This window comes from Paenibacillus glycanilyticus, from assembly GCF_051200795.1.
GTDB classification, from domain to species: Bacteria; Bacillota; Bacilli; order Paenibacillales; family Paenibacillaceae; genus Pristimantibacillus; species Pristimantibacillus glycanilyticus.
Map to the genome: position 1 here is coordinate 4,155,713 of NZ_CP195155.1, position 22,597 is coordinate 4,178,309.

Sequence of the window (22,597 nt, forward strand, 5' to 3'; positions counted from 1 at the left end):
AGACAAGCCACTTTTTCCCGAACATTGTAGCACATGACTTTGAACAGAGTCCACGTTTTTGATGGCTAATTGTTGTAAAGCATCGTTTCTTAGAATAGCTTACTTTCCGCGTTCGAATAATGAATGATTTGCTGAAAAGTTTGCATTTTTCCGCATATGCCTTTGAACGTTTATCTAGGCATTTTAACGAAGGCGCAGAGAATTAATCACATGCTCCATGTCGGCTGGAATCGGAGCTTCGAACTCCAGAAACTCGCCGGTCCGGGGATGCTTGAAGCCGAGAACCGCCGCATGCAGCGCTTGTCCTTTGAGCGCGACCGTCTTGTTGCGGCCGTACATCGGATCTCCCGCAAGCGGATAACCGATATATTTCATATGAACGCGAATCTGATGCGTACGGCCTGTCTCCAGCTGCAGCTCTACGATCGTGTAGTCATCTGCAATACGCTCGAGCACGGCAAAATGGGTAACGGCATGCTTGCTGTTGCGGTCCGTGACCGTAAACAGCTTCCGATCATTCTGATCTCGGCCAATCGGGGCATCAATCGTGCCTTGGTCATGCGGCAGATTGCCGTGAACAAGCGCAATGTATTTGCGCGATACCGAGTGATCCTTGAGCTGCTCAGCCAGGGAAACGTGTGCCAGATCGTTTTTGGCCGCCATCAAAAGTCCGGATGTGTCTTTATCGATACGGTGCACGATGCCAGGGCGAAGCACGCCGTTAATGCCCGACAGATCCTTGCAATGAAACATCAAGGCGTTTACGACCGTTCCGGAGGAATGTCCCGGTGCCGGATGGACGACCATGCCTCTTGGTTTGTTGATGACGATAACGTCGGCATCCTCGTATACGATATCAAGAGGAATGTCCTCGGCTGCAATGGCCGCATCTTCCGGCTCCGGCACGCGAATGGCCACTTGGTCGCCAGAAGACAGCTTGTAGTTCGGTTTTACGGTATTCTGATTGACAAGTACGGCACCGGATTTGATCCATTCCTGCACCTGCGTGCGGGAGATGGAATCCTCGTTAAGGCTGTCCGTTACGAATTTATCGATTCGCTCTCCTGCCTGCTCCGGGGCTGCTTCAAATTCCAACAATTCTTCGTTTTCATTAAACAGGTTGCTGCTCATGCTCGTTTTGGTCCTTATCCTCTCTGTTGCCGATTCGTTTCGAATCTTCCTTCGAATTCAGCAAGGTATCAATTAGAATGCATGCTACGCCTACGCAAATAGCGGAATCCGCTATGTTAAAGATCGGGAACGTATAGCTGCCGAAATTAAACATCAGGAAATCAACCACTTCTCCTGCGATCGCACGGTCAAGGAAGTTGCCGATCGCCCCGCCCAGCACAAGGCCAAGCCCGGTCAAAAGCCATACTTTGCCTGATTTTCTGGAGGCCTGGATATACCAGATAATTGCACTGACAATAAGAACAGTGATGATGATGAAAAACACCCGCTGTTCCTGCAAAATGCTGAATGCCGCGCCGCGGTTCCGATACGAGGTAATAAGAAAGAAATTGCCGATCACGCTAATTTGCTCACCGATTTCAAGCTGAGCCGCAATGATTTTTTTGGTGATCAAGTCCAGCAAAAATGCTGCCAACGCGATCCAGTAATAATATAAACGCATCGTATCCCTCCTAGTTTGTACCAAACTACTGTATTGTAGCATAATGGCCCGCATCTGAGCCAGTAGTCCCCTTTCCAAAGAAGTCCTTTATAAAAAAAGCCGGTTTGCGAAGACTATAGCTTAGATATGTAACGTCTTACCTATTTCATCTAAGGAAGGTGCAACCAATGCCGAATGCAACACAGCTTGCACAGCTTCGAAGCCGGCTTGAGGCGGAGAAACGGGAAATCGAGGAACGTCAATCCCACAACGAACATAACGGACTTGCCTCTTCGCTGCGCGATAATACCGGCGAGCTCTCCCCAATAGATAATCATCCGGCGGATCTTGGGACCGAGCTTTTCGAACGCTCCAAGGATCTGGCTTTACTCGAAAACGAGGATCTCCACTTGACTCGCATTTCCCAAGCGCTTGAGGCTATGGATAACGGGACTTACGGTCAATGCCGGGCCTGCGGCAAGCCGATTCCCGACGAGCGCCTGGAAGCTCTTCCCGATTCCCTGTACTGCGTGGAACATGCGCCTCGTCAGGAGACTTCCCACCGACAGCCTGCGGAAGAGGATTTCCTCGCCCCTCCTTTCGGCAGATCCAGCCGCGATGACGATGATTATAACGGCTTTGACGGAGAAGATGCCTGGCAGATCGTTGAGCAATGGGGAACTTCGGAATCTCCCGCGTTCTCGGAAAACAACAATGTTGACGACTATGACCATATCGGCATTGAAGCGGACGAAAACGACGGGTTTGTTGAATCCTACGAAAGCTTTGTTGCGACGGATATTACCGGCAACCATGTTTCCGTTATCCGCAACCGGCATTACAAGCAGTACATGGATCATGAAGAAGGCGATCATGAGCTGGAGCTGGAATAACAAAAAGGCGGAAGGTGCATCGCACCTTCCGCCTTTTTTCAATAAATTTTGCCTTCCAGCTGGATTTGCACAACGCGTACGATATCTGCTATGTAATCGCCGATGATCGGCAGATTAAGCGCGCCGATAATCCGCAGCACATACAGAATGGTAGCTGCAAAAAACGTAAATCCAATCGCGATTCCGACGCCCCTTGAGAGGCCGCCAAGCAAATTGCGCCACATGAGCCGGAGCGGATGATTGAGCAAATCCACGTAATCCGCGATTTGAGTCCGTTCCATATCGGTAGCGATTTTGCTTAATCGCATGTCCAGTCTGCTTAATGTATGTTCCATCGTTCCATCGTCATTCTTATCTTTGCGGTCTTTCTCCAGGTCGTTATCCAGCTTTACTCGGACCATGCAGCGTCCCCCTTTGCATTCATACATCCGCTTCCGGGAAGAAAAAAACGAGGCCTTGCCATGAAGGCACTCGTTTTTTTGTGGCTATGCTCCTTATACTATATCCCGATCCCTGGCGTCTATATGCCTAAACGCGGACAAGAATACCGATTTCTTTCTCTCCGAGCTGCACGCGTTCCATACCGTCTGCTTTTTCGTAAGAAACGCTGTTCAGCAGGACATTCTCATTAAGCACGTTGCTGAACGTCTCCAGTGCAGCTTGCAGCCCGGCATCCACGTCGAGAACAAGATCGATGCGTTTCTCGATCGGCAGATCCAGCTTTTTGCGCGTATCCTGAACGGCACGGATAACTTCGCGAACCCAGCCTTCCTGCTCCAGCTCTGGCGTAATATCCGTGTTAAGGGCAACGGTCAGGCCGTTTGCGGAAGCCGACGCAAATCCGGATTTCGCTTGTTTCTCTACGAGCAGCTCTTCGGTGGTTACCGTAATCGCTTCGCCTTCCGCCGAAGTGAATACCAGGCTTCCGGAAGTAACGGCTTCGCGTGTCGCCTCAGGTGCCAGACCTTTCAAGTAACCCTGGATTGGCCCAACATGCTTGCCGTATTTTTTGCCCGCAACTTTGAGGTTGAGCTTGAGTGTGAAATCCACAAAACCGCTGTCGCTGTTTTGAACCACGATAGATTTCACGTTGATCTCGTCCTTGATGATATCCTCGTATTCCGTAACCGCAAAATCGCGGTCAAGCGATACGATCAGCTCGGACAATGGCTGACGCGTCTTGATGCCGGTCTCGTTGCGCACGTTGCGGGCAAGCTCCACGATTTGCTTCGCGCTGTCCATATCGCGCTCCAGCGTCTCGTCAATCGCCGATTCGTCCGCAACCGGGTAGTCTGCCAGGTGAACGCTGGATTCGCCGCCCAGATTGCCGTAGACGTCTTCCGCGAGCAGCGGAGCGTAAGGAGCAATAACGCGGGAAAGCGTGAGCAGGACATGACGCAGCGTTTGGTAAGCCGCTACCTTGTCCTCCGTCAGACCGCTGCCCCAGAAACGGTCGCGCGAACGGCGGATGTACCAGTTGCTCAGCTCGTCGACAAAGACTTCGATTGCTTTCGCAGGGTTCAGGAAGTCGTTCACTTCAAGCCCTTTCACTACTGTCTTGATCAAGCTGTTCAAGCGGGATACGATCCAACGGTCAAGCTTGCTTGCGGATGGCCGTTCTTCGTGTTCAGCCGGATTAAAGCCGTCGATGGAGGCATACAGCGCATAGAAGGCGTGAGTATTCACGATCGTATCGATTACTTTCGATTTCGCTTCGCCTACGATGCCGCGCGAGAAACGTTTGCTGTTCCATGGCGCGCTGTCCGCAAGAAGCGCCCAACGGAAGGCATCCGTGCCGTACTCGTTGATGATTTCCCAAGGGTCGATAACGTTGCCTTTGGATTTGGACATCTTTTGCCCGTTCTCATCCAGGATATGGCCTGTCGAGATTACGGCCTTGTAAGGAGCTTTGCCGTTGTACAGCGTCGATACCGCCAGCAAGCTGAAGAACCAGCCGCGCGTCTGGTCGATGCCTTCGCAGATCATGTCCGCCGGATATTGCTCCGCGAACTCTTCCGCATTCTCGAAAGGATGATGCTGCTGCGCGAATGGCATCGAGCCGCTGTCGAACCATACGTCGATAACTTCCGATGTACGGGTCATGACTGCGCCTTCCTGGAATGGCGACTTCAGCTTGATTTCGTCCACGTAAGGCTTGTGAAGCTCGATATCCTCCGGCACGAAATCTACGGCGCGCTCGCGCAGGTCGGCAATGCTGCTAGGCGCATATTCTTTGCCCGTTGCTTCGCAAACCCAAACGTTAAGCGGTGTTCCCCAGTAACGGTTACGGCTGATATTCCAGTCCACTAGATCCTCCAGGAACTTGCCGAAGCGGCCTTCGCGGATATGGCCCGGATACCAGTCAACCGTGCTGTTGTTAGCGATCAATTGCTCTTTCACCTTTGTTGTTTCGATGAACCAGCTTTCCGTCGCGTAGTACAGAAGCGGCGATTTGCAACGCCAGCAGAACGGATAGCTATGCTCGTAACGCTCTTTGGAGAAGAGCAAGCCGCGTTCACTGAGCATTTTGACAATGTCGACATCGCAGTCTTTTACGAAACGGCCGGCAAGATCGGTTACTTCGTCAATATAGCGGCCCGCGTTGTTCACGACGCTCAGCATGCTGATGCCGTTCTGGCGGGAAACTTTATAGTCATCCTCACCGTGGGCAGGCGCGATATGAACGATACCCGTACCGCTTGTGTCGCTGACGAAATCGCCCGGGATTACAACGTGACCATGCTCGATAGGCACATAACGGAACGGAGGCTCATAGGAAAGGCCTACCAGCTCGGAGCCCTTCAGCGTCGAAAGCGTCTCGTAACCTTCTTTAAGCACGCTCTCCGCCAGGTTCTGAGCAACGATGTAGACTTCGCCGTCCTTGGAGGCGCGGATGTAATTCAGCTCCGGATTTACCGCCAATGCCACATTAGCCGGCAATGTCCAAGGCGTTGTCGTCCACGCGAGAATGGATTCGCCGCCCGCGAGCTTGAATTTAACCGTAGCGGAAAGATCCTTCACGTCTTCGTAGCCTTGCGAAACCTCATGCGAGCTGAGCGTAGTCTGGCAGCTTGGGCAATACGGGCTTACGCGGTGACCGCGATAGAGCAGCCCTTTGCTGTGGATCGTCGAGAGGATATGCCACACGCTTTCGATGTACTCGTTCTTAAGCGTGATATACGGATTATCCAGATCCGTCCAATACGCGATAGCTTCCGTCAGCTCGCGCCATTGCTTCTCGTAGACAAATACGCTGTCTTTGCATTTCTTGATGAATTCTTCAACGCCGTATTTCTCGATCTCTTGTTTACCGGAGATGCCAAGCTGCTTCTCTACGCCAAGCTCCACCGGAAGACCATGCGTATCCCAGCCTGCTTTGCGGACTACGCGGTAACCGGACATGGTTTTGTAACGGCCGATAAAATCCTTGATTACGCGGCCCAATACGTGACCGATATGCGGCGCGCCGTTCGCGGTCGGAGGACCTTCGTAAAATACATAGTTCGGCTTGCCGGCACGGTTCTCGATGGATTGTTTGAACGTATCGTTCTCTGCCCATTGCTTCAGTACGCGCAATTCGCGGGCTCTTGCTTTTTCTTTGACGTCTACACGTTGCATTGTCATTACCTCCTGAAAATAATAAAGCCCCGTCCCTGTAAAGGGACGAGGCTGCGCTCGCGTTACCACCCTAATTCCGCAAACAGCTGAAAAAACAACCGGATGCGGCACCTTGGCGCGAATTGCGTAAATTCGCGGTCCCTGTAACGGGGGACAAGCCGTCAGTCCTTAATAGTGGATCCGGCAGGATCTCATGTTCAGCACTGCTTCTCGGAGATGATTTTCCGAATCGGTTCGAACGCCGCCTCTCAGCAATCGACGGCTCTCTGGTGAACGAACTTGGAATCGTACTCGTTCTCGTCAATGAAGTTCCAATCAACTATCATGCAATTAATTTATTTATAGCTTATCGCAAAGCGGTTGTCAAATGACAAATGCCTATCCGCGCTGAAATTGCTCCGCCGATAAATGAGTTACGGAAGACGAAGCATGCGAAGATTGAGAGGAATTGGAAAGTTGCGGAGCTGACGAATCCAGCGAATCCCAGCCGTCTTGGCTAAGCAGCTCAAGCTGTGCTTCAACCAAAGTACGGAAGCGTGCACGGTAGATCGATGCCTGCTTCTTAAGCTCTTCCACTTCAAGCGATACTTTGCGGGATTTGGCCAGCGACTCGTTAATAATGCGGTCGGCGTTCTTTTCCGACTCCTTGATAATGAGCTGGGCTTCCTTCTTCGCGTTGTTTCTTACTTCATCAGCCGCTTCTTGCGCAACGATAATCGTCTTGCTGAGCGTCTCTTCGATATTCGAGAAATGATTCAGTCTTTCTTGAAGACCAAGAATCTGATTCTGCAGCTCTTTGTTCTCACGAATAATGGATTCATAATCTTTGATAACCTGGTCAAGGAATTCGTTGACCTCATCCTCGTCATACCCGCGTAATCTTCGTCCAAATTCCTTGTTATGTATGTCCAATGGCGTCAACGGCATTGGCGCACCTCCTCAACGTATTTGCCGCAATCGCGGATGTACTCGGAAAAATCGTTGTGACTTTGGATTCGACAGTTGTTTCCAAAATCCTGCAACGGATTAAATAAATTTACCAACCTTGACGCGAATTCTTCCCTTTTTTGTCATGCCATCAATTTCCATAACCTTAAATCTGCCTAGGCCTTTAAAGGAGACGACATCCCCCATTTTCAGCTGTTCGGACGGATTCTCGGCTGTCTTCCAGTTCACTCTGCATCTGCCTGCGCGGATCGGATCTACGATCTTCGTCCGGCTGATCCGGTAGACGTCGCTAGCGATTCCATCCAGCCGCATCGACGCGACCGTGAAGGACATTTCTTGAAGGGCAGGTACAACGGGTTTAAGCTTAAGTGTGGGAATTATTTCCGTAAGTACGCTCGCACGATGCACTTGTCTTAAGTGTACATTTAAGTAATCGGCAATTTCGTCCAAAACAATTATATGCGAATAGTCCTCATGAACATGAATATCTCCAATTCGATCGCGTTTGACGCCGAGCCCGAGCAAAGCGCCCAGGTAATCGCCGTGATCAAGCTCGCTTCCTCCGCCGGTTACGGCGAGAACGGACAAGCCAATGGGTTCATCGTCCAAGTAGCGGTATTCCGGGCCGATAATCGCTCTGCAGCGTTCGGCCTCGGGATACCCTCCGGCAAGTCTAAGCTGGACATCCGGATTCCTGTTCGCCAGCATTTGCAAGATCTGAGCCTGCCTCGGATCTAAAAAATCGGTCCGCTTCAGCTCATGCAGCTGCGCGGACCGTTCAACCCACTCCAACGCCCGGTCGACAAATGGTTTCTCATCCGGATGGAAATGTTCGTATACTGTTGGCTTCATAAGCTGTCCTTCCTCTAGAACATGTTCACAATGAAATCGACAACCGCGTAGAGGCCGTATGCGATAAAGCGCAATGCAAAAATGGCAATAATCGGGGAAATATCAAGCATACCGCCGATCGGTGGAATGAATCTGCGGAAAATTCCGAGATACGGTTCTACCAGCCGGCCCAGAAATACACCGATAAAGCTTTCACGCGCATTTGGCAGCCAGGACAGCAAGACGTAGCCGATAATCATAAAGCTGTAAATGTTCTGGATGTTCATAATCAAAGAATAGACACTCAACTCAAGGTCACCTCATCTTATTGTAATCAATATCCTCTGCCAGCATTTCGGTAATGGCGCCTTGAATTTCTACAGAATCCGGTGTGCACAGGAAGATGTTTGGCCCAAGCTTCGAAATGTGGCCGTTAAGCGCATAGACTGTGCCGCTTAAAAAATCAACAATCCGCACAGCCAAATCCGTACGCACACGCTGCAGATTCACGATAACCGCCCGGCGCGAACGCAGATGGTCGGCAATATCCTGCGCTTCATCGTAAGAACGCGGTTCGCTTAAGACGACGCGTACGCTCTTTTGCGTATGAATGCTCACGATATTATTGTTATTGCCGCCTTTGGAGTTTCTACGTGCTTCGAACGGAGAAGTTTCAACTTCCGGTTCATCCGGTTGCTGCTGCGTTACTCTTTCGCGCTCGACTACTTCCTCTTCTTCCTGAAGACCAAGAAAGTTCATAAATCGGTTCATGACACTCATCGTTACCCCTCTTTTCCTACTAGTATCGTTCCTAAGCGGATCCAGGTTGCGCCTTCCTCTATCGCTACTTCGAAATCTCCTGACATGCCCATGGACAATTCCGTCATCGATTCCGGGAGGATTGCACGCTCGTTCATCTCATCTCTCAGCTTGCGCAAAGAGCGAAATATGGGCCTTGTCTCTTCTGCTTCCGTCTCATAAGGTGCCATTGTCATAAGGCCGATAATGCGCAGCGATGATAATTCCTTGAGCTCTGTTAGAAATGTCGGCAGCTGTTCCGGGTCAAGACCATGCTTGGATTGTTCGCCAGATACGTTAACCTGAACAAAACAAGGAACGGTGATGCCAAGCTGGGAAGCCCGTTTGTCGATCGCCTGCGCCAAGGACAGACGATCCAGCGAATGAATGTATGTAAATTTGCCTATGACGTCTTTCACTTTGTTTGTCTGCAGCGAACCGATGAAATGCCAGACAGCTTGTCCGCCGTCTTCATCTATTGCGCTGCCGCTTATGGCTTCCCATTTTTCTTTGGCATCCTGCCAGCGGTTCTCGCCAAGATGCCGGAGACCTAGTTGATGAGCAGCCTGCGCCGTTTCAAGCGATACGTATTTCGTTACCGCAATAATATTTACTTCTTCGCGGCTGCGGCCGCTTAGCTCGCAGGCTGCAACAACCCGGCGCTCCACTTCTTCGAGTCTTTCCTGCAATGCTTCTTTGATTGTAGTCGTCATTCGTTCACCTTTCCCGGATACCGATCCAGCTGGCCATACGGCCCGTTTTGCCGCCTTCCTTCCGGTGGGAGAAAAATTGATCCGTGCTGCATCCCGTGCACCACTCGGATAATTCGATATGAATCGGCAAAATTCCTGCTTCAAGCATAATATGTCGGTTAATTTGTTTTAAGTTTACCATAGCTTTACCGTTTTCCACCAATGTCATCATCAAATCCGGGCTCGAATTCAGCTTCTTCGCAAGGCTATCTACTAGCGGCTGAAGCTTATCAATGACAAAACCGTCCACCTCGTAGCAGCAGTCGTTGATCGACGGACCGATGGCGCATAGCAGTTCTTCGGGCTTCGTTCCGTACTGCCGTCCCATTGCTTCGATCGTCTTGGCCGCGATTTGCTGAACCGTCCCTTTCCAGCCTGCATGAGCTAAGGCTACTGCTTGATGCTTCGGATCGTAGAAATAAAGCGGTACGCAATCGGCGTAAAAGGACGCCAGCAGCACGCCCGGGACATCCGTCATCAGTCCGTCCGTATCGGCTATTGCCGAATCGCGCGATAATCTGCCTTTCCCCCGCTCGGCTGCGGTCACCTGGAAAACGTCGCTGCCATGCACCTGCTCCCCGCAAGTCCACGCTTCAAAAGGCCAACCGATCGCTTCCGCGATAAGCTGACGGTTGCGCACAACGTCATTATCCGAATCTCCCACGTGGAGGCCAACGTTCAGCGACGACCACGGCTGCTCGCTTACGCCGCCGTTCCTGCCGGTAAATCCGGCGGTCAACCGTTCATTTTGCTCCAGCCATGTTGACAATAAAAAAAGCGAAGGTCCCTTCGCCGTAAGTACAGATTTAAACGATTCCATACGGGCACTCACCTCTGTAAGCAGTTTAACCTGTTATGTGCGCGCGTGCAAATCCTCGTCCTCCAGCTTCTTGCTGGAATCGTCCAGCCGGACGAGCACAACGTCCGCCCCAATCTTCACGATATTGCGCCAAGGGATAACAACCTCCGTCCCTCCGTTGCCGAATACGCCCAGGAATCTTGTGAATTGGGGAATAACAATCGCATCGATGCGCCCTTGTCGGAGATCCAGCTCCAGATCGCTGATCTGTCCAAGCTTTTTGCCGTCCACGATATTAATGACATCCTTGGTCTGGAAATCGGATATCTTCATATGCTTATCACCACTTTTCTTAAATATAAGAACGTCGGTGCAGTCGTTTACGCTTGTCATTCATAGGGATAAACATCCTCACTTATCTATATGTGCAAAACGCCCAAAATGTCCTATTCCCGCAAAAAAACAAGTTAGGCTTGTCTTTTTTGCGCACATAAAAACGGCGCCTTGCGGCGCCGCTCAAGTTTTTACATGCTTTTGCATTTGTTGGATGGCCGATTTCTCGAGCCTGGATACCTGTGCCTGTGAAATGCCGATTTCGTCGGCAACTTCCATTTGCGTCTTTCCTTCAAAGAAACGCATGGATAAAATCATTTTTTCGCGGTCATTCAGCTTATGCATCGCTTCGCGAAGCGCAATTTCCTCGATCCACGATACATCCTTGTTCTTGTCGTCGCTGATCTGGTCCATCACATAGATCGGGTCTCCGCCATCGTGATAGATCGGCTCAAACAAGGAGACGGGATCCTGGATCGCGTCAAGAGCGAATACGACATCTTCTTTCGGAACGTTCAGCGCTTCGGAAATTTCAAAAATCGTTGGTTCACGCGAATTTTGATTCGTCAGGCTGTCTCGAACCTGCAGCGCTTTATAGGCAATATCCCTTAGGCTCCGCGATACGCGGATCGGATTATTGTCACGCAAGTAACGGCGAATTTCACCGATAATCATCGGCACGGCATAGGTGGAAAACTTGACGTTTTGGCTAAGGTCGAAATTATCGATCGCCTTCATAAGTCCAATGCAGCCGACCTGGAATAAGTCGTCCACAAATTCTCCCCTGTTATTAAACCGTTGAATCACACTTAGAACCAGCCTTAAATTGCCGTTAACTAATTTCTCTCTGGCTGCCCATTCGTTCTGGGTTTGTAGTGCGGTAAACAACTCCCGCATTTCGGCATTGGTCAGGACAGGCAGTTTCGCGGTATCCACTCCACAGATCTCGACTTTATTTCGGGTCAACGTGATTACCTCCCAAGGAGAAACATTAATGTACATTATCTCCCTGGACCCCTATTTTATTCTTCCGAAAAAGGGGTATCTGTTGCCGCGAAAATGGGTATACCATTACACCATTTTGTTAAATTCCTTGCGAAGCCGTTTAATAATCCGCTTTTCCAGGCGCGAAATATAGGACTGTGAAATCCCGAGAAGGTCGGCTACGTCCTTCTGGGTTTTTTCCTCGCCGTCGGCAAGCCCGAAGCGCAGCTCCATAATAATCCGCTCCCGCTCTGAGAGCTTATCAAGCGCTTTATGAAGCAATTTGCGGTCAACCTGCTCCTCGATATTCCGGTAAATCGTATCGTTCTCCGTGCCAAGGACGTCGGACAGCAGCAGCTCGTTGCCATCCCAGTCGATATTAAGAGGCTCGTCAAAAGACACTTCTGTCCGCGTCTTGCTGTTGCGGCGCAAATACATCAGAATTTCATTCTCGATACAACGGGATGCGTAGGTAGCGAGCTTGATTTTTTTCTCCGGATCAAACGTATTTACGGCTTTGATGAGACCGATCGCCCCTATGGACACCAGGTCTTCGATATGAATGCCGGTGTTTTCGAACTTGCGCGCAATGTAAACAACAAGACGCAGGTTGCGCTCAATCAGCATCGCGCGGATCGCCGTATCGCCGGATGGAAGCTTATCGAGCAAGTATTCTTCTTCTTCGCGGGTAAGGGGCGGAGGTAGCGCCTCGCTGCCGCCGATATAATAGATTTCTTCGCTTTTTAATCCGAATAAAAACAAAACACGATAATAATATAACTGCAGGACTAATTTCCATTTGACGAGCATCCGGCCCATCCCTCCCCAAAATGATGTAAACGTTCGTCTTCTTAATCCAATCATTGGTTGCTCTGAACGAGTGACGGATGGATAATCGCTTGGTAAGTGCTGTCCGCCGAAAGCTTGCCGCCGTCAATGCCGACAAGTACCTTCCGAGAGACGAACACTTGCCCTTCCCGCTCAATCTGAACAAAATCCGGCTTTAGCGCCAGCATAAATTGCGATCCGCGATTGATTCCTCTGTAGGGTACAAGTCGCAGCCGATCCTGCCAGGCAAAAGATTCCTCTCCAAGGCCGGCAACAAGCCGATCCACCTGCGATTCACGAATGCTTTTCAGCCATGCTTCCGGCAGGTCATCTTGCCATACGTTTGCTTCAACAACCATAACGGGCGTCCGTGTCAGCGGATCGTACAGCTGGTTGCCCGTGTCGATCAATCCGGTGCACGTATGCTCCCGGTCGCCGATTTGAATCTTCACTTCGGCCAAATGGGTCCTCACCAGCTCCCTCTCGCGCCGCTGAACATAAACCGAGCGGTATATGTAAATGCCGATACTAAACGCAGCGAGCACATAAATAAATCCCATCTTCAGCTCGACCTGCATACCGCCATTTATAAAGGTGATCGTACGCCATACTTCGCCTGAACCCTGCATCAGCAAGTAATGAATACCGATTATCGCCCCGGCCGCAACAAAATTCACGGTGTAGAAAGCTGCGATGTTCCGGAAGAAGTTCTGGATGGAAAAGAAGCCGAACGCAACCCATAGCATGAGGAGAGAAATCAGTATTTTTACCGCTAACGTAAAAAGAATCGATAAGGGCGGAAACAACATAAGAACAACGTAGCAAGCACCAATGCTGGCTGCCGTCAGCACCCGCCAAGGACGTGCCCGGATATGACGCACCCAAGCGGTCGTCAGCAGAATGCTGCCGTCAACAAGCAGCTCCCGCACAAACATGACATCGACATAAACAGTCACAGCTTCACCTTCCAGCGGGTTCGAACGACAGAACGTTTGCCCTCCCCTCTGGAGAGAACGATTGAACCTAGTATATAAAAATCCTATTTCAAAGTCTGTCTAAACATGACGGCATGACATAGCTTTTTTTGTCGAGGCACCATTGCGAGTTTATAGGGCTAATGAATTGTTGCGGTATCGGGAATATGATAATTTATATCCATATAATTCCTATGGCTGTTAAGCACACGCCGCGTCTTCAGGATCGATTTCGCTCCCGGGACGTAGCTTTTTTTATTTCCATTTGACGGGGAGCGTGACCGGATTTGTCGTATGAGGAGGTTTTTAATAGTTGATATGACGATTATCTTAAGAGACGCGGCTGCGAAAATAAAAGAAGAGACGGATGGCATGTCCTCGCGTTTCTCTTACGACGACATGAAAGACAAGCTGCGTAAGAGGCGCATGGACATGTTAAGGCGGATGAGGAAAAGCGCATGAGGCCATGTTGCTTCGAATGCTAGCAAATCAAAAACTATCGAAGCACGGTAGAGGTAAGCGGCGAATTCGTTGATACGTTCCTAACAAAAATAAGCTCTAGGCGTGGTAACGAAACCACCTACTTGTCAAAAAAAACAAAAACGCCTGACCGGCAAGCCGGTCAGGCGTTAAAGGACTAGCGGTCGTTGCGACGGTTGCGCAGGAACGCAGGGATTTCGAGCTGGTCGCTCGAGGTCGATGCGCCAAACGGCTTCACCGGGGCAGCTTGCTGCTGCTGCGGAGAAGACGCGGATTGCGTCGCCTGGCGCGCTTCCGGCTCGGCTTGCGGCTGCGCTACTCGGCGGGATGCCGCTGAAGGCCTGGTTTCGAAGCCGGTTGCAATAACCGTAACCTTGATTTCGTCTTTCAGGTCTTCGTCGATAATCGCACCAAAGATCATATTAACTTCCGGATCGGAAGCCGAGATAACGATCTCCGCTGCTTCGTTGACTTCATACAGGGACAGGTTGCTGCCGCCTGTGATGTTCATGATAACGCCGCGAGCGCCATCGATGGACGTCTCGAGCAGCGGGCTCATGATCGCTTTTTTCGCCGCTTCCGCAGCGCGGTTCTCGCCTGTAGCGATACCGATACCCATCAGCGCCGAGCCGCGCTCCGTCATAATCGTCTTTACGTCCGCAAAGTCAAGGTTGATCAGACCAGGCACCTGGATCAAGTCCGAGATACCTTGCACCGCTTGGCGAAGCACGTTGTCCGCTTCGCGGAACGCTTCCAGCATTGGGGTCTTCTTGTCCACAATCTCAAGCAAACGGTCATTCGGGATAACGATCAGCGTATCTACCTTTTCCTTCAACGCTTCGATGCCAAGCTCCGCTTGCGCGGCACGTTTACGGCCTTCGAAGGTAAACGGACGCGTTACTACGCCGACTGTCAGCGCGCCGCATTCGCGGGCAATCTCGGCGATAACAGGAGCTGCGCCGGTACCCGTACCGCCGCCCATGCCGGCAGTAACGAATACCATATCCGAGCCTTTCAATTGCTGCATTACAAGCTCTCTCGACTCTTCAGCCGCTTTCTTGCCCACTTCCGGATTTGCGCCGGCGCCAAGACCGCGAGTCAGCTTATCGCCGATTTGCAGCTTATGCTCGGACTTTGCCAGATGCAAAGCTTGCGCATCCGTATTAACGGTTATGAAATCGACGCCTTTAACGCCGTTTTCGATCATTCGGTTAACCGCGTTGCTGCCGCCGCCGCCAACACCAATAACTTTTATTTGAGCGAGTTGCTCCAGATCCAAATCGAATTCCAACATCTTTCATTTTCCCCCGATCAAATAAATTCGCTAAACATATTTTTCAACCGTTCGAACATACCGGGTTTGGATGAAGCGGTGGTACCCGACTTGCGGCTTGCCGTTTTCTTCCCTGTACTTGCTGCTGCTCCTCGTACTCCCATATATTTCGACACGTATTGGATCATTCCTACCCCGCTGCTGTATGCAGGGTCGCGCACACCGATATAATCCGGCGATGCGATACGAACAGATGACTCCAGCTCCGCTTGCGCAAGTGCCAGTGTACCCGGCATCGTAACAGAACCTCCAGTCAGTACGTATCCGTTCACTTTATCCCCGTAACCTAGCCTGCGTACTTCTTGACGCACAAGATGGAAAATCTCCTGCATGCGCGGCTCGATAATGCTGGCCAGATCAACCTGGGAAAACTCTTTTTCCATATTGCTTCCCATGCGAGTCACTTTAAACCTTACATCGTCTGCCGCATCGTTGACAAAAGCACAGCCGTACTTGAGCTTGATCTTCTCCGCTTGATCCGACTGCGTACGAAGTCCGTAAGCGATATCGTTCGTGACGTATTCGCCGCCGATTGGCAGCGTCGAGATGGCGGCAAGGCTGCCTTGCTCATAGATTGTAATGGTCGTAGAACCCGCGCCGATATCCGTCAGTACGGTTCCGATCGTTTTCTCGTCTTTTGTTAGCGACATGACACCAGAAGCAAGCGACATCAGGATTACACCAGAAATCCGAAGTCCGGCCTTTTCTACGCAGCGCATCAAGTTATGTATAGCCGTTTTTGCACCTGTTACAATGGTCGCTTCAACCTCTAGCCGAACGCCGATCATACCACGAGGGTCGGATATTCCTTCCAAGCCGTCAACCAAAAATTGCTTCGGTACAAGATTAATAATTTCTCTTTCAGGAGGAAGCGCGACCACCTTGGCCGCTTGAATCACGCGTTCGATATCTTCCTCTCCTATTTCACGGTCCTCATTGGATACTGCAACAACGCCACGATTCGTCTGAAGTGCTATGTGATTCCCTTGAATCCCAACATAGACGTCTGATATTTGAATGCCAACCATTCTTTCCGCATGCTCGATAGCACTGCGAATCGACTGCACGGTTTGGTCAATATCTACAATAGCTCCCTTGCGAATACCCTCCGAGTCGGCAGATCCAACTCCAATAATATTAATGGCTCCGTTGTTCACTTCACCAATAATAGCACGAACTTTGGATGTACCGATGTCCAAACTGACGATGATGTCGTTACTGCTCAACCCGCGGCACCTCCCGTTTTAACTGATAAAATACACACAAGATAGGGTTCTAAACATTCGTCCTTCTACATATTCAACGCCTTTGATATATTCCCTCTTTTTTCAACAAAATTTTCATTTCCCTAATGTTACGCTGTGAGCTCTTATGTTATGAATCCTTATGAACGCTTGATAGTCCTATGAAAATACATTAAATCTGTGTATAAAATTCTACCATTCTTTCTACCTATTGAGTAGTCTCTTTTTGATCAGATTCCATATTTTCTGAAGCATTACTATTAAACGGAACATAAGTGTCCGCGAGCAGCATCGTAATCTTTCCCGGCTCCTGCGTTTCGATAACCGCATTTAGCGCTTCGATTTTCTCCGGCAGCAAGGAAACCGCCGTGACGACTTCAAACTTGGTCCTGGTGTAGATCTTAATCCGATCCGGATAAGCCTTAGAAGGATCGGGAATAATCTCCGACAAGTCTGAGAGCTGCTTTTCCGAGATTTTCCCCAGCTGCTTCGTCAATTCCGCCCTGTTCGGATCATCCGGCTTCCAACCGGAGAGAACGGGCTTGTCCATCAGAAATTCGTCGCTTAATGCCGAAACGTTGGTTCCGTTCGACATAATAGCGGTCATTTCGCCGCTTGCAGACAATTCAAACGCGACAACTGGAAATTCTTTCACTGTAATTATGACATTGCCGGGGAAGGACTTGGAGACGCTCGCCTCCTCTATCGGCTTTAATGCTTTGACGATACGCTTCTCCGAACTGGATTCCGATACGCCGAAATAAGCGTCTCCCGCCGTAATGCCTGCTGCTGCTTGAATATCGCTTTTGGAAGTATATTGCGCGCCTTCTATTGTTATCGTCGTAATCTTGCTGATTGATGAGTTGAAAAATAATACAGATAAGAGAATAACAAACAATAAAAAAAGAACGGCCAGCAGTTTGCGGCTGCCCTTTCTTTTTCGCTCCGGCTCTTTTAATACAGGCACTAGCTCGCTCATAACTTGTCCCTTCCTTCTAAAAAAACATCCGGTCCTCCTTAGTGGCAGGGCCGGTCGTTTCTATCCAGCTGCGATTTGAGTCATCCCCGGTTAATTCTTCGGCACGGGAGAGTAACGCGAAATGCGCGCGCCGAGTCTGCTTAACATCGTTTCAATGCAATCATAACCGCGGTCGATATGATGGATTTGCTCGACAATCGTCTTGCCTTGCGCGGCTAAGCCGGCAATGACAAGCGCCGCGCCCGCTCTCAGGTCGGTTGCTTCCACCGTTGCACCGTACAGACGCGGTACGCCGCGAATAAACGCCGAGTTCAAATCCACGCGGATATCGGCGCCCATGCGGGATAATTCATCCACATGCTTCAGACGTCCCTCGAAGATCGTTTCCTTCAAAATGCTGACTCCGTCCGCAAGCGCAAGCAGCACCATCACCTGCGACTGAAGATCGGTCGGGAAGGCAGGATACGGAGCCGTCACGACTCTTTCCACTGCTCTCGGCCGCCCTGGGCAGCCCACCTTGATTATATCACCGTCAACCAAGATTTGAACACCTGCCCGGCGAAGCACGTGAATAAGCGAGGATAAATGCGCCGGATTCGTGTTTAACAAAGTGACCTGCCCACGGGTTGCGGCTGCGGCTACCATAATGGTGCCGGCAACAATTCGGTCCGGAATGACGGTATACGTGCAAGGCGTTAGCGACTGTACCCCTTCGATCGTAATCGTGTCCGTTCCGGCACCCATGATTTTCGCGCCCATTGCGTTCAGAAACTTCTGCAAATCCTGAATCTCCGGCTCCCGTGCCGCATTGCTGATCGTTGTCCGACCTTCGGCAAGCACGGCTGCCATCATAATGTTCTCCGTTGCCCCGACGCTTGGGAAGGCCAGATGGATATCCGCCCCGTGCAGTTTATCCGCACGGCAGATGATCCGGTTGCCGATCTCCTCAATTTCTGCGCCAAGAGCTTGAAGTCCTTCCAAATGTAGATCGATCTTTCTCTCGCCGATTGCGCAGCCGCCAGGCTGATACACCTGCGTTTCACCAAATCTAGCTAATAACGGCCCCATCAAAAAGATAGACGAGCGCATCTGTCCCATTAACGATTCCGGCACATGCGAGGTGTGTGCAGTTTCTGTGTTCAGAACGACTGTATCCCCCACATGCTCAGCGCGGCATCCTAGTTCGCGCAAAATGTTAAGCATTACGTCGATATCAAGCAGCCTAGGCACATGTTCAATGGTTGATGTGCCTTCCGCTAGCATACAGGCTGCCAATATTGGCAAAGCGGCATTTTTCGCTCCTTGGATAACAATGGATCCTGAGAGAGGTTTCCCGCCTTCAATCACCAATTTGTCCAATGTATCACCTCCGAATTACCGCTCACCCACCACCAATACTTCCGGTACCAGCTGAACGCCGTAGCGGTCTGCTATCGTACCTTGAATGTGAGTCATGAGGGTGAGAACATCTTCAGCTGTCGCTTGCCCTCTGTTTACTATGAAATTGGCGTGAAGCTCCGAAACTTCCGCTCCCCCGAATCGAACGCCCTTTAAGCCCGCCTCCTGAATGAGTCTAGCGGCAAAATCACTCGGCGGATTGCGGAACACGCTGCCTGCGCATGCGAGCTGCAGCGGCTGCGTGCGTAACCGCCGTTCCTGATAAGCAGAGAGTGTTGCCGAAATTTCATTGCGGTCTCCTTCTGCAAGCTCGAACGTAGCTTCTACGACAACGCCCTTCAATTCATGAAGGATAGAGTGGCGGTAAGAGAATTGCATCGCCTCTCGGTCGAATCGTACCAATTCACCTGTCTCCAGCACAATCTCAGCTGATCTAAAAATACGTGACACATCGGAACCATGCGCGCCTGCGTTCATATAGACAGCTCCGCCTACCGTACCCGGAATTCCCCCCGCGAATTCCAGCCCGGTAAGTCCTTCCCTGCCTGACATTCTTGATAATTTTACGAACGAGAACGATGCGCCCGCATGTACGAGCGTTCCTTCAAAGCGCACATAATCCAGCCCGTCGCGCGTCTTGATCACAACGCCGCGAATTCCTTTATCGCTCACCAGCATATTGGAGCCGCGGCCGAGATTCGTCCACGGTACGCCATGCTTATGAAGCAGGCGGATGGCCGACACGAGCTGATCTTTGCCGTGTGGGATAAACAGAACGTCAGCGGGTCCGCCGATTTTCCAAGTGGTATGTTTTGCAAGCGGCTCATTGTACAGGATCTGACCGAGACCTGCTTGTTCCAATTCCGCAATAAATGTTTCCATGTTGTCGAACCTCCTTATAGCTTCTAGTTGAGAGAATCAGGGCTCCGCTTGCGGCTGCCGGCAGCTGGAGCTGCCCGCCGCAGCGTGTGACTAACGGCCCGAGCAGGGCGACGGTCACGATTTATAGAGTATCTTATGCCCTCTCCATCTCGAATGTGACAATCGCCCATGCTCACCCGTAAACACAAAAATGGACGTCAGGAGGCCGCCTCGAAAGGCGGCGCCATGCCGGCCATTTACGCCAATATGTTTTCCCTCGTTATCTGGAATACCGGGATATATTGAGCAAAATGCCAAGAGCGGTAAGCAGCAGTGTCAGTGATGAACCGCCGTAACTGATCAGCGGCAGCGTTATCCCGGTTACCGGCATTGCGCCGATAACGACACCGATATTGATTAATACCTGAACGCCTATGATCCCGGTAATCCCTACCGCAAGCAGACTGCCGAATGTGTCTGGAGCCGATATCGCAGTCCGGACTCCCCTCCAGACTAAGACCATAAACAGAAGAATAAGCGCGGATCCGCCTATAAAGCCAAGTTCCTCGGAAATAATGGAAAATATGAAATCCGTCTGCGGCTCCGGCAAATAGCTGAACTTCTGACGGCTCATGCCTAGCCCAAGCCCTACCAGACCGCCCGGTCCTATCGCGTATAGGGATTGAATGATTTGATAGCCTGTACCCAGCGGGTCCGCCCAAGGATCAAGGAAGCCCGTAATCCTCTTCATCCTATAAGGTTCGGCAATAACCAGCGCTATAAGTCCAAGCAGACCGCTTGAACCAAGCAACGCCAGATGGCTGATCCTCGCGCCCGCCGCGAAAATAAGAATCAACGCGGCACCAACCATAACCGCGCCGGACCCCAGATCCGGCTGCAGCATAATAAGGCCGAAGGCTAGTCCAACCAAGCCAAGAGGCGGCAGCAAGCCTTTCGTGAAATGAGTAATGGTCTGCTGCTTGTCCGACAGCCATTTGGCCAGAAACAGAATCATCGCAAGCTTCATAAACTCCGAAGGCTGTATGCCAAAAGAGCTGATGCCAAGCCAGCTTCGGGCACCGCCGCGGACAACGCCGATTCCGGGAATAAGCACGATAATCAGCAGGACGAAGCAAATCAGCAGCGCCGCCTTCGCCCAGTTTTTCCATATGAGATAATTCGCGTTCATCGTAAATATTAACGCACCAACGCCAAGGACGGCAAATATAAGCTGGCGCTTCACGTAATAGAATTTATCGCCGAATTCATGGAAAGCGAGCACCGCGCTCGCGCTGTATACCATTACTAATCCAATCGTCAGGATAAGCGCAATCGATACGATCATCCAAACGTCCGGGGCGGACCTGGCTTTGGCCATAGCAAACACACCTCTTGTTTAGCGTAAGTAGGGACAAGCCCCCTACTTACAAGGTATGCGCCGATTCTTTAAAAATGCGTCCTCGTTCCTCAAAGGATGCAAACATATCCCAACTCGCGCAGGCCGGCGACAACAAAACGATATCTCCAGGCTCCGCTAGTCCGGCAGCCTCCCGTACGGCCCTGCGCAAAGTAGACTCGGCGTCCTCCTCAGGTTCGACCAATCGCACATTCGTTAAACCTGCAAGCTCCGCCACCTTCGCCAGCTTCTCTCTTGTTTGACCCAACGTTACCAGCCCCTTCAGCCGGTCACGGAATACCGGAAGAAGCTCCATGTAATCGGAGCCGCGGTCAAGTCCGCCTGCGATAAGAATGATAGGCGCGCTCAAAGAGCCGACTGACATCGTGGTCGCCATGGGATTTGTAGCCTTGGAATCATTATAATAATGGACGCCGTTGATTTCTCCCGCGTACTCGAGCCGGTGCTCAACGCCTCTAAAGCCTTGCAGAGCCGGCAGCATTGCTTCGGGAGCGACCCCCGCTGCAAGGCAGGCAGCAATCGCCGCAAGCGCGTTTCCGGCGTTATGGCGGCCCGGCAGCCCAAGCGCGGATACCGGCAGAATAGCCTGCTCCGTCCCGTCTTCTTTACGCCATACGATCATATGCTCTTTATCCGAATCTTTGCCGCGTTCAAACGGCGGTTCAATGCAGATCCCTTGGTCAAGCCGCACATACAGCGAGAACGGCATCAGCTTTGCGGCCAGATGGTCAGCAATCGCCCTGCAGGTCGCATCGTCCCAGTTCAGAACGGCAACATCGTCCGCCGTCTGATTATCGAACAGCTTCGCCTTCGATGCGACGTAATCTTCCATCCCGCCATGATAGTCCAGATGAGTCTCGGCAATGTTGAGCAAGAGAGCAATGCGCGGACGGAATGCCGATGTCCCTTTCAATTGGAAGCTGCTGAGCTCTGCCACGATCCAGTTGTCTTTCGTCGCTTCGGCTGCGGCTTCGCAGAGCGGTATGCCGATATTGCCCGCCACGATGGGATTAAAGCCCGCGCCGCCAAGCAGCTCGCCGATCCAGGTCGTTGTTGTGGTTTTGCCGTTCGAACCGGTAATTCCGATAATCGGAGCCTCCGACAGCCAATAAGCGACCTCGACCTCCGTCACAATTTCCACGCCATGAGCTTCTGCCTGTTGGACAGGACTTGCCGTATACGGGATTCCCGGATTTTTCACCAGCAGCGCCGTTTCGCTTGTCACAAGATCGTCCGGATGATAACCGCATAGCACAGAAATGCCCAAAGCAGTTAATTCATCCGCTTCGGGGCATAGTTCGCGTTCTTTTTTGTCGTTCACAATCACTTCCGCTCCAAGAGCATGGAATACTTTTGCTACGCTCACGCCGCTTCTGGCAAGACCTAGTACAACGACGCGGCGATCCCGATAAGTCGCCGGATGGTTCATAAGTACAACTCCTTTGTATAAGAAGCGGAGCTAGCCGCTTAGTAGTCTTCGTTATGTATAGTCAGGCACTCTCGCCAGGCTTCCTG

The 22,597-nt window shown here is 51.2% G+C and carries 22 protein-coding genes and 1 other annotated feature; of the genes, 1 reads left to right on the forward strand and 21 read right to left on the reverse strand.

Annotated elements, in window-relative coordinates; all coding sequences use genetic code 11:
- Nucleotides 1–183: 183 nt before the first annotated feature.
- Nucleotides 184–1,131: an RluA family pseudouridine synthase gene (locus tag ACR9FF_RS19030; RefSeq protein WP_127497717.1), complete on the reverse strand. Its 948-nt coding sequence runs from the start codon at nt 1,129–1,131 to the stop codon at nt 184–186.
- Nucleotides 1,112–1,633 (reverse strand): signal peptidase II, encoded by a 522-nt coding sequence (gene lspA, locus ACR9FF_RS19035; protein ID WP_127497719.1) that lies wholly within the window; start codon nt 1,631–1,633, stop codon nt 1,112–1,114. Before lspA ends, ACR9FF_RS19030 begins: the two co-directional genes overlap by 20 nt.
- 167 nt (nt 1,634–1,800) lie before the next feature.
- Here lspA and ACR9FF_RS19040 point away from each other — a divergent pair, with 167 nt between their 5' ends.
- Nucleotides 1,801–2,505: a TraR/DksA C4-type zinc finger protein gene (locus ACR9FF_RS19040; RefSeq protein WP_201001396.1), complete on the forward strand. Its 705-nt coding sequence runs from the start codon at nt 1,801–1,803 to the stop codon at nt 2,503–2,505.
- 38 nt (nt 2,506–2,543) lie between these two features.
- Here ACR9FF_RS19040 and ACR9FF_RS19045 read toward each other — a convergent pair whose 3' ends face one another.
- The 19 genes from ACR9FF_RS19045 to murD form a co-directional block, all read right to left on the reverse strand.
- A complete protein-coding gene (locus tag ACR9FF_RS19045) occupies nt 2,544–2,840 on the reverse strand; it encodes a DUF5665 domain-containing protein (RefSeq protein ID WP_190276227.1) in 297 nt (98 codons plus the stop codon).
- Nucleotides 2,841–3,033: 193 nt separating this feature from the next.
- Complete coding sequence (gene ileS, locus ACR9FF_RS19050; protein ID WP_435163733.1) at nt 3,034–6,123, reverse strand: isoleucine--tRNA ligase; 3,090 nt, start codon at nt 6,121–6,123, stop codon at nt 3,034–3,036.
- 38 nt (nt 6,124–6,161) lie between these two features.
- Nucleotides 6,162–6,436: a binding site (T-box leader), on the reverse strand.
- Between the two features lie 65 nt (nt 6,437–6,501).
- Entirely contained in the window at nt 6,502–7,050 is a 549-nt protein-coding gene (locus tag ACR9FF_RS19055; RefSeq protein WP_127497727.1) for a DivIVA domain-containing protein, read from the reverse strand.
- A 99-nt stretch (nt 7,051–7,149) separates the two neighbouring features.
- Complete coding sequence (locus tag ACR9FF_RS19060) at nt 7,150–7,923, reverse strand: RNA-binding protein (RefSeq protein WP_435163736.1); 774 nt, start codon at nt 7,921–7,923, stop codon at nt 7,150–7,152.
- A gap of 14 nt (nt 7,924–7,937) precedes the next feature.
- Nucleotides 7,938–8,189, reverse strand: coding sequence for a YggT family protein (locus tag ACR9FF_RS19065; protein ID WP_041614427.1), 252 nt, complete (start codon nt 8,187–8,189; stop codon nt 7,938–7,940).
- A gap of 28 nt (nt 8,190–8,217) precedes the next feature.
- Nucleotides 8,218–8,682, reverse strand: coding sequence for a cell division protein SepF (locus ACR9FF_RS19070; protein ID WP_127497731.1), 465 nt, complete (start codon nt 8,680–8,682; stop codon nt 8,218–8,220).
- Between the two features lie 2 nt (nt 8,683–8,684).
- The gene (locus tag ACR9FF_RS19075; RefSeq protein ID WP_435163739.1) at nt 8,685–9,413 is read right to left on the reverse strand and encodes a YggS family pyridoxal phosphate-dependent enzyme; all 729 of its coding nucleotides are present in this window, start codon (nt 9,411–9,413) and stop codon (nt 8,685–8,687) included.
- A gap of 4 nt (nt 9,414–9,417) precedes the next feature.
- On the reverse strand, nt 9,418–10,272 hold the full coding sequence (pgeF, locus tag ACR9FF_RS19080; RefSeq protein ID WP_435163742.1) for a peptidoglycan editing factor PgeF: 855 nt from the start codon (nt 10,270–10,272) through the stop codon (nt 9,418–9,420).
- Between the two features lie 33 nt (nt 10,273–10,305).
- Nucleotides 10,306–10,584, reverse strand: a complete 279-nt coding sequence (locus tag ACR9FF_RS19085) for a PRC-barrel domain-containing protein (RefSeq protein WP_127497737.1) — start codon at nt 10,582–10,584, stop codon at nt 10,306–10,308.
- A 183-nt stretch (nt 10,585–10,767) separates the two neighbouring features.
- On the reverse strand, nt 10,768–11,550 hold the full coding sequence (sigG, locus tag ACR9FF_RS19090) for an RNA polymerase sporulation sigma factor SigG (RefSeq protein ID WP_015845451.1): 783 nt from the start codon (nt 11,548–11,550) through the stop codon (nt 10,768–10,770).
- Nucleotides 11,551–11,655: 105 nt separating this feature from the next.
- Nucleotides 11,656–12,378: an RNA polymerase sporulation sigma factor SigE gene (gene sigE, locus ACR9FF_RS19095; RefSeq protein ID WP_015845452.1), complete on the reverse strand. Its 723-nt coding sequence runs from the start codon at nt 12,376–12,378 to the stop codon at nt 11,656–11,658.
- Nucleotides 12,379–12,428: 50 nt separating this feature from the next.
- Nucleotides 12,429–13,352: a sigma-E processing peptidase SpoIIGA gene (gene spoIIGA, locus ACR9FF_RS19100; RefSeq protein ID WP_127497739.1), complete on the reverse strand. Its 924-nt coding sequence runs from the start codon at nt 13,350–13,352 to the stop codon at nt 12,429–12,431.
- Nucleotides 13,353–14,007: 655 nt separating this feature from the next.
- On the reverse strand, nt 14,008–15,144 hold the full coding sequence (gene ftsZ / locus ACR9FF_RS19105; RefSeq protein ID WP_201001413.1) for a cell division protein FtsZ: 1,137 nt from the start codon (nt 15,142–15,144) through the stop codon (nt 14,008–14,010).
- 17 nt (nt 15,145–15,161) lie between these two features.
- Entirely contained in the window at nt 15,162–16,409 is a 1,248-nt protein-coding gene (gene ftsA, locus ACR9FF_RS19110) for a cell division protein FtsA (RefSeq protein ID WP_127497743.1), read from the reverse strand.
- A gap of 226 nt (nt 16,410–16,635) precedes the next feature.
- Nucleotides 16,636–17,406 (reverse strand): cell division protein FtsQ/DivIB, encoded by a 771-nt coding sequence (locus tag ACR9FF_RS19115; protein WP_435163749.1) that lies wholly within the window; start codon nt 17,404–17,406, stop codon nt 16,636–16,638.
- Between the two features lie 90 nt (nt 17,407–17,496).
- On the reverse strand, nt 17,497–18,765 hold the full coding sequence (murA, locus tag ACR9FF_RS19120) for a UDP-N-acetylglucosamine 1-carboxyvinyltransferase (RefSeq protein ID WP_127497747.1): 1,269 nt from the start codon (nt 18,763–18,765) through the stop codon (nt 17,497–17,499).
- A gap of 15 nt (nt 18,766–18,780) precedes the next feature.
- Nucleotides 18,781–19,686, reverse strand: a complete 906-nt coding sequence (murB, locus tag ACR9FF_RS19125; protein WP_435163752.1) for a UDP-N-acetylmuramate dehydrogenase — start codon at nt 19,684–19,686, stop codon at nt 18,781–18,783.
- 259 nt (nt 19,687–19,945) lie between these two features.
- Nucleotides 19,946–21,043, reverse strand: coding sequence for a stage V sporulation protein E (gene spoVE, locus ACR9FF_RS19130; protein ID WP_127497751.1), 1,098 nt, complete (start codon nt 21,041–21,043; stop codon nt 19,946–19,948).
- Nucleotides 21,044–21,089: 46 nt separating this feature from the next.
- Nucleotides 21,090–22,511 carry a UDP-N-acetylmuramoyl-L-alanine--D-glutamate ligase gene (gene murD / locus ACR9FF_RS19135; RefSeq protein WP_435163755.1) on the reverse strand — a complete coding sequence of 474 codons (1,422 nt, stop codon included), beginning with the start codon at nt 22,509–22,511 and terminating at the stop codon, nt 21,090–21,092.
- Nucleotides 22,512–22,597 lie beyond the last annotated feature (86 nt).

Bases quoted from the DNA above. Each gene is read 5' to 3' on its own strand.
- murB (WP_435163752.1), bottom strand. From the start codon at position 19,686: ATGGAAACATTTATTGCGGAATTGGAACAAGCAGGTCTCGGTCAGATC.
- ACR9FF_RS19065 (WP_041614427.1), bottom strand. From the start codon at position 8,189: ATGAACATCCAGAACATTTACAGCTTTATGATTATCGGCTACGTCTTG.
- ACR9FF_RS19115 (WP_435163749.1), bottom strand. From the start codon at position 17,406: ATGAGCGAGCTAGTGCCTGTATTAAAAGAGCCGGAGCGAAAAAGAAAG.
- ileS (WP_435163733.1), bottom strand. From the start codon at position 6,123: ATGCAACGTGTAGACGTCAAAGAAAAAGCAAGAGCCCGCGAATTGCGC.
- sigE (WP_015845452.1), bottom strand. From the start codon at position 12,378: ATGCTCGTCAAATGGAAATTAGTCCTGCAGTTATATTATTATCGTGTT.
- ACR9FF_RS19075 (WP_435163739.1), bottom strand. From the start codon at position 9,413: ATGACGACTACAATCAAAGAAGCATTGCAGGAAAGACTCGAAGAAGTG.
- ACR9FF_RS19045 (WP_190276227.1), bottom strand. From the start codon at position 2,840: ATGGAACATACATTAAGCAGACTGGACATGCGATTAAGCAAAATCGCT.
- ACR9FF_RS19060 (WP_435163736.1), bottom strand. From the start codon at position 7,923: ATGAAGCCAACAGTATACGAACATTTCCATCCGGATGAGAAACCATTT.
- ACR9FF_RS19055 (WP_127497727.1), bottom strand. From the start codon at position 7,050: ATGCCGTTGACGCCATTGGACATACATAACAAGGAATTTGGACGAAGA.
- spoVE (WP_127497751.1), bottom strand. From the start codon at position 21,043: ATGGCCAAAGCCAGGTCCGCCCCGGACGTTTGGATGATCGTATCGATT.
- ftsZ (WP_201001413.1), bottom strand. From the start codon at position 15,144: ATGTTGGAATTCGATTTGGATCTGGAGCAACTCGCTCAAATAAAAGTT.
- murD (WP_435163755.1), bottom strand. From the start codon at position 22,511: ATGAACCATCCGGCGACTTATCGGGATCGCCGCGTCGTTGTACTAGGT.
- ACR9FF_RS19030 (WP_127497717.1), bottom strand. From the start codon at position 1,131: ATGAGCAGCAACCTGTTTAATGAAAACGAAGAATTGTTGGAATTTGAA.
- pgeF (WP_435163742.1), bottom strand. From the start codon at position 10,272: ATGGAATCGTTTAAATCTGTACTTACGGCGAAGGGACCTTCGCTTTTT.
- ACR9FF_RS19070 (WP_127497731.1), bottom strand. From the start codon at position 8,682: ATGAGTGTCATGAACCGATTTATGAACTTTCTTGGTCTTCAGGAAGAA.
- ACR9FF_RS19085 (WP_127497737.1), bottom strand. From the start codon at position 10,584: ATGAAGATATCCGATTTCCAGACCAAGGATGTCATTAATATCGTGGAC.
- ACR9FF_RS19040 (WP_201001396.1), top strand. From the start codon at position 1,801: ATGCCGAATGCAACACAGCTTGCACAGCTTCGAAGCCGGCTTGAGGCG.
- lspA (WP_127497719.1), bottom strand. From the start codon at position 1,633: ATGCGTTTATATTATTACTGGATCGCGTTGGCAGCATTTTTGCTGGAC.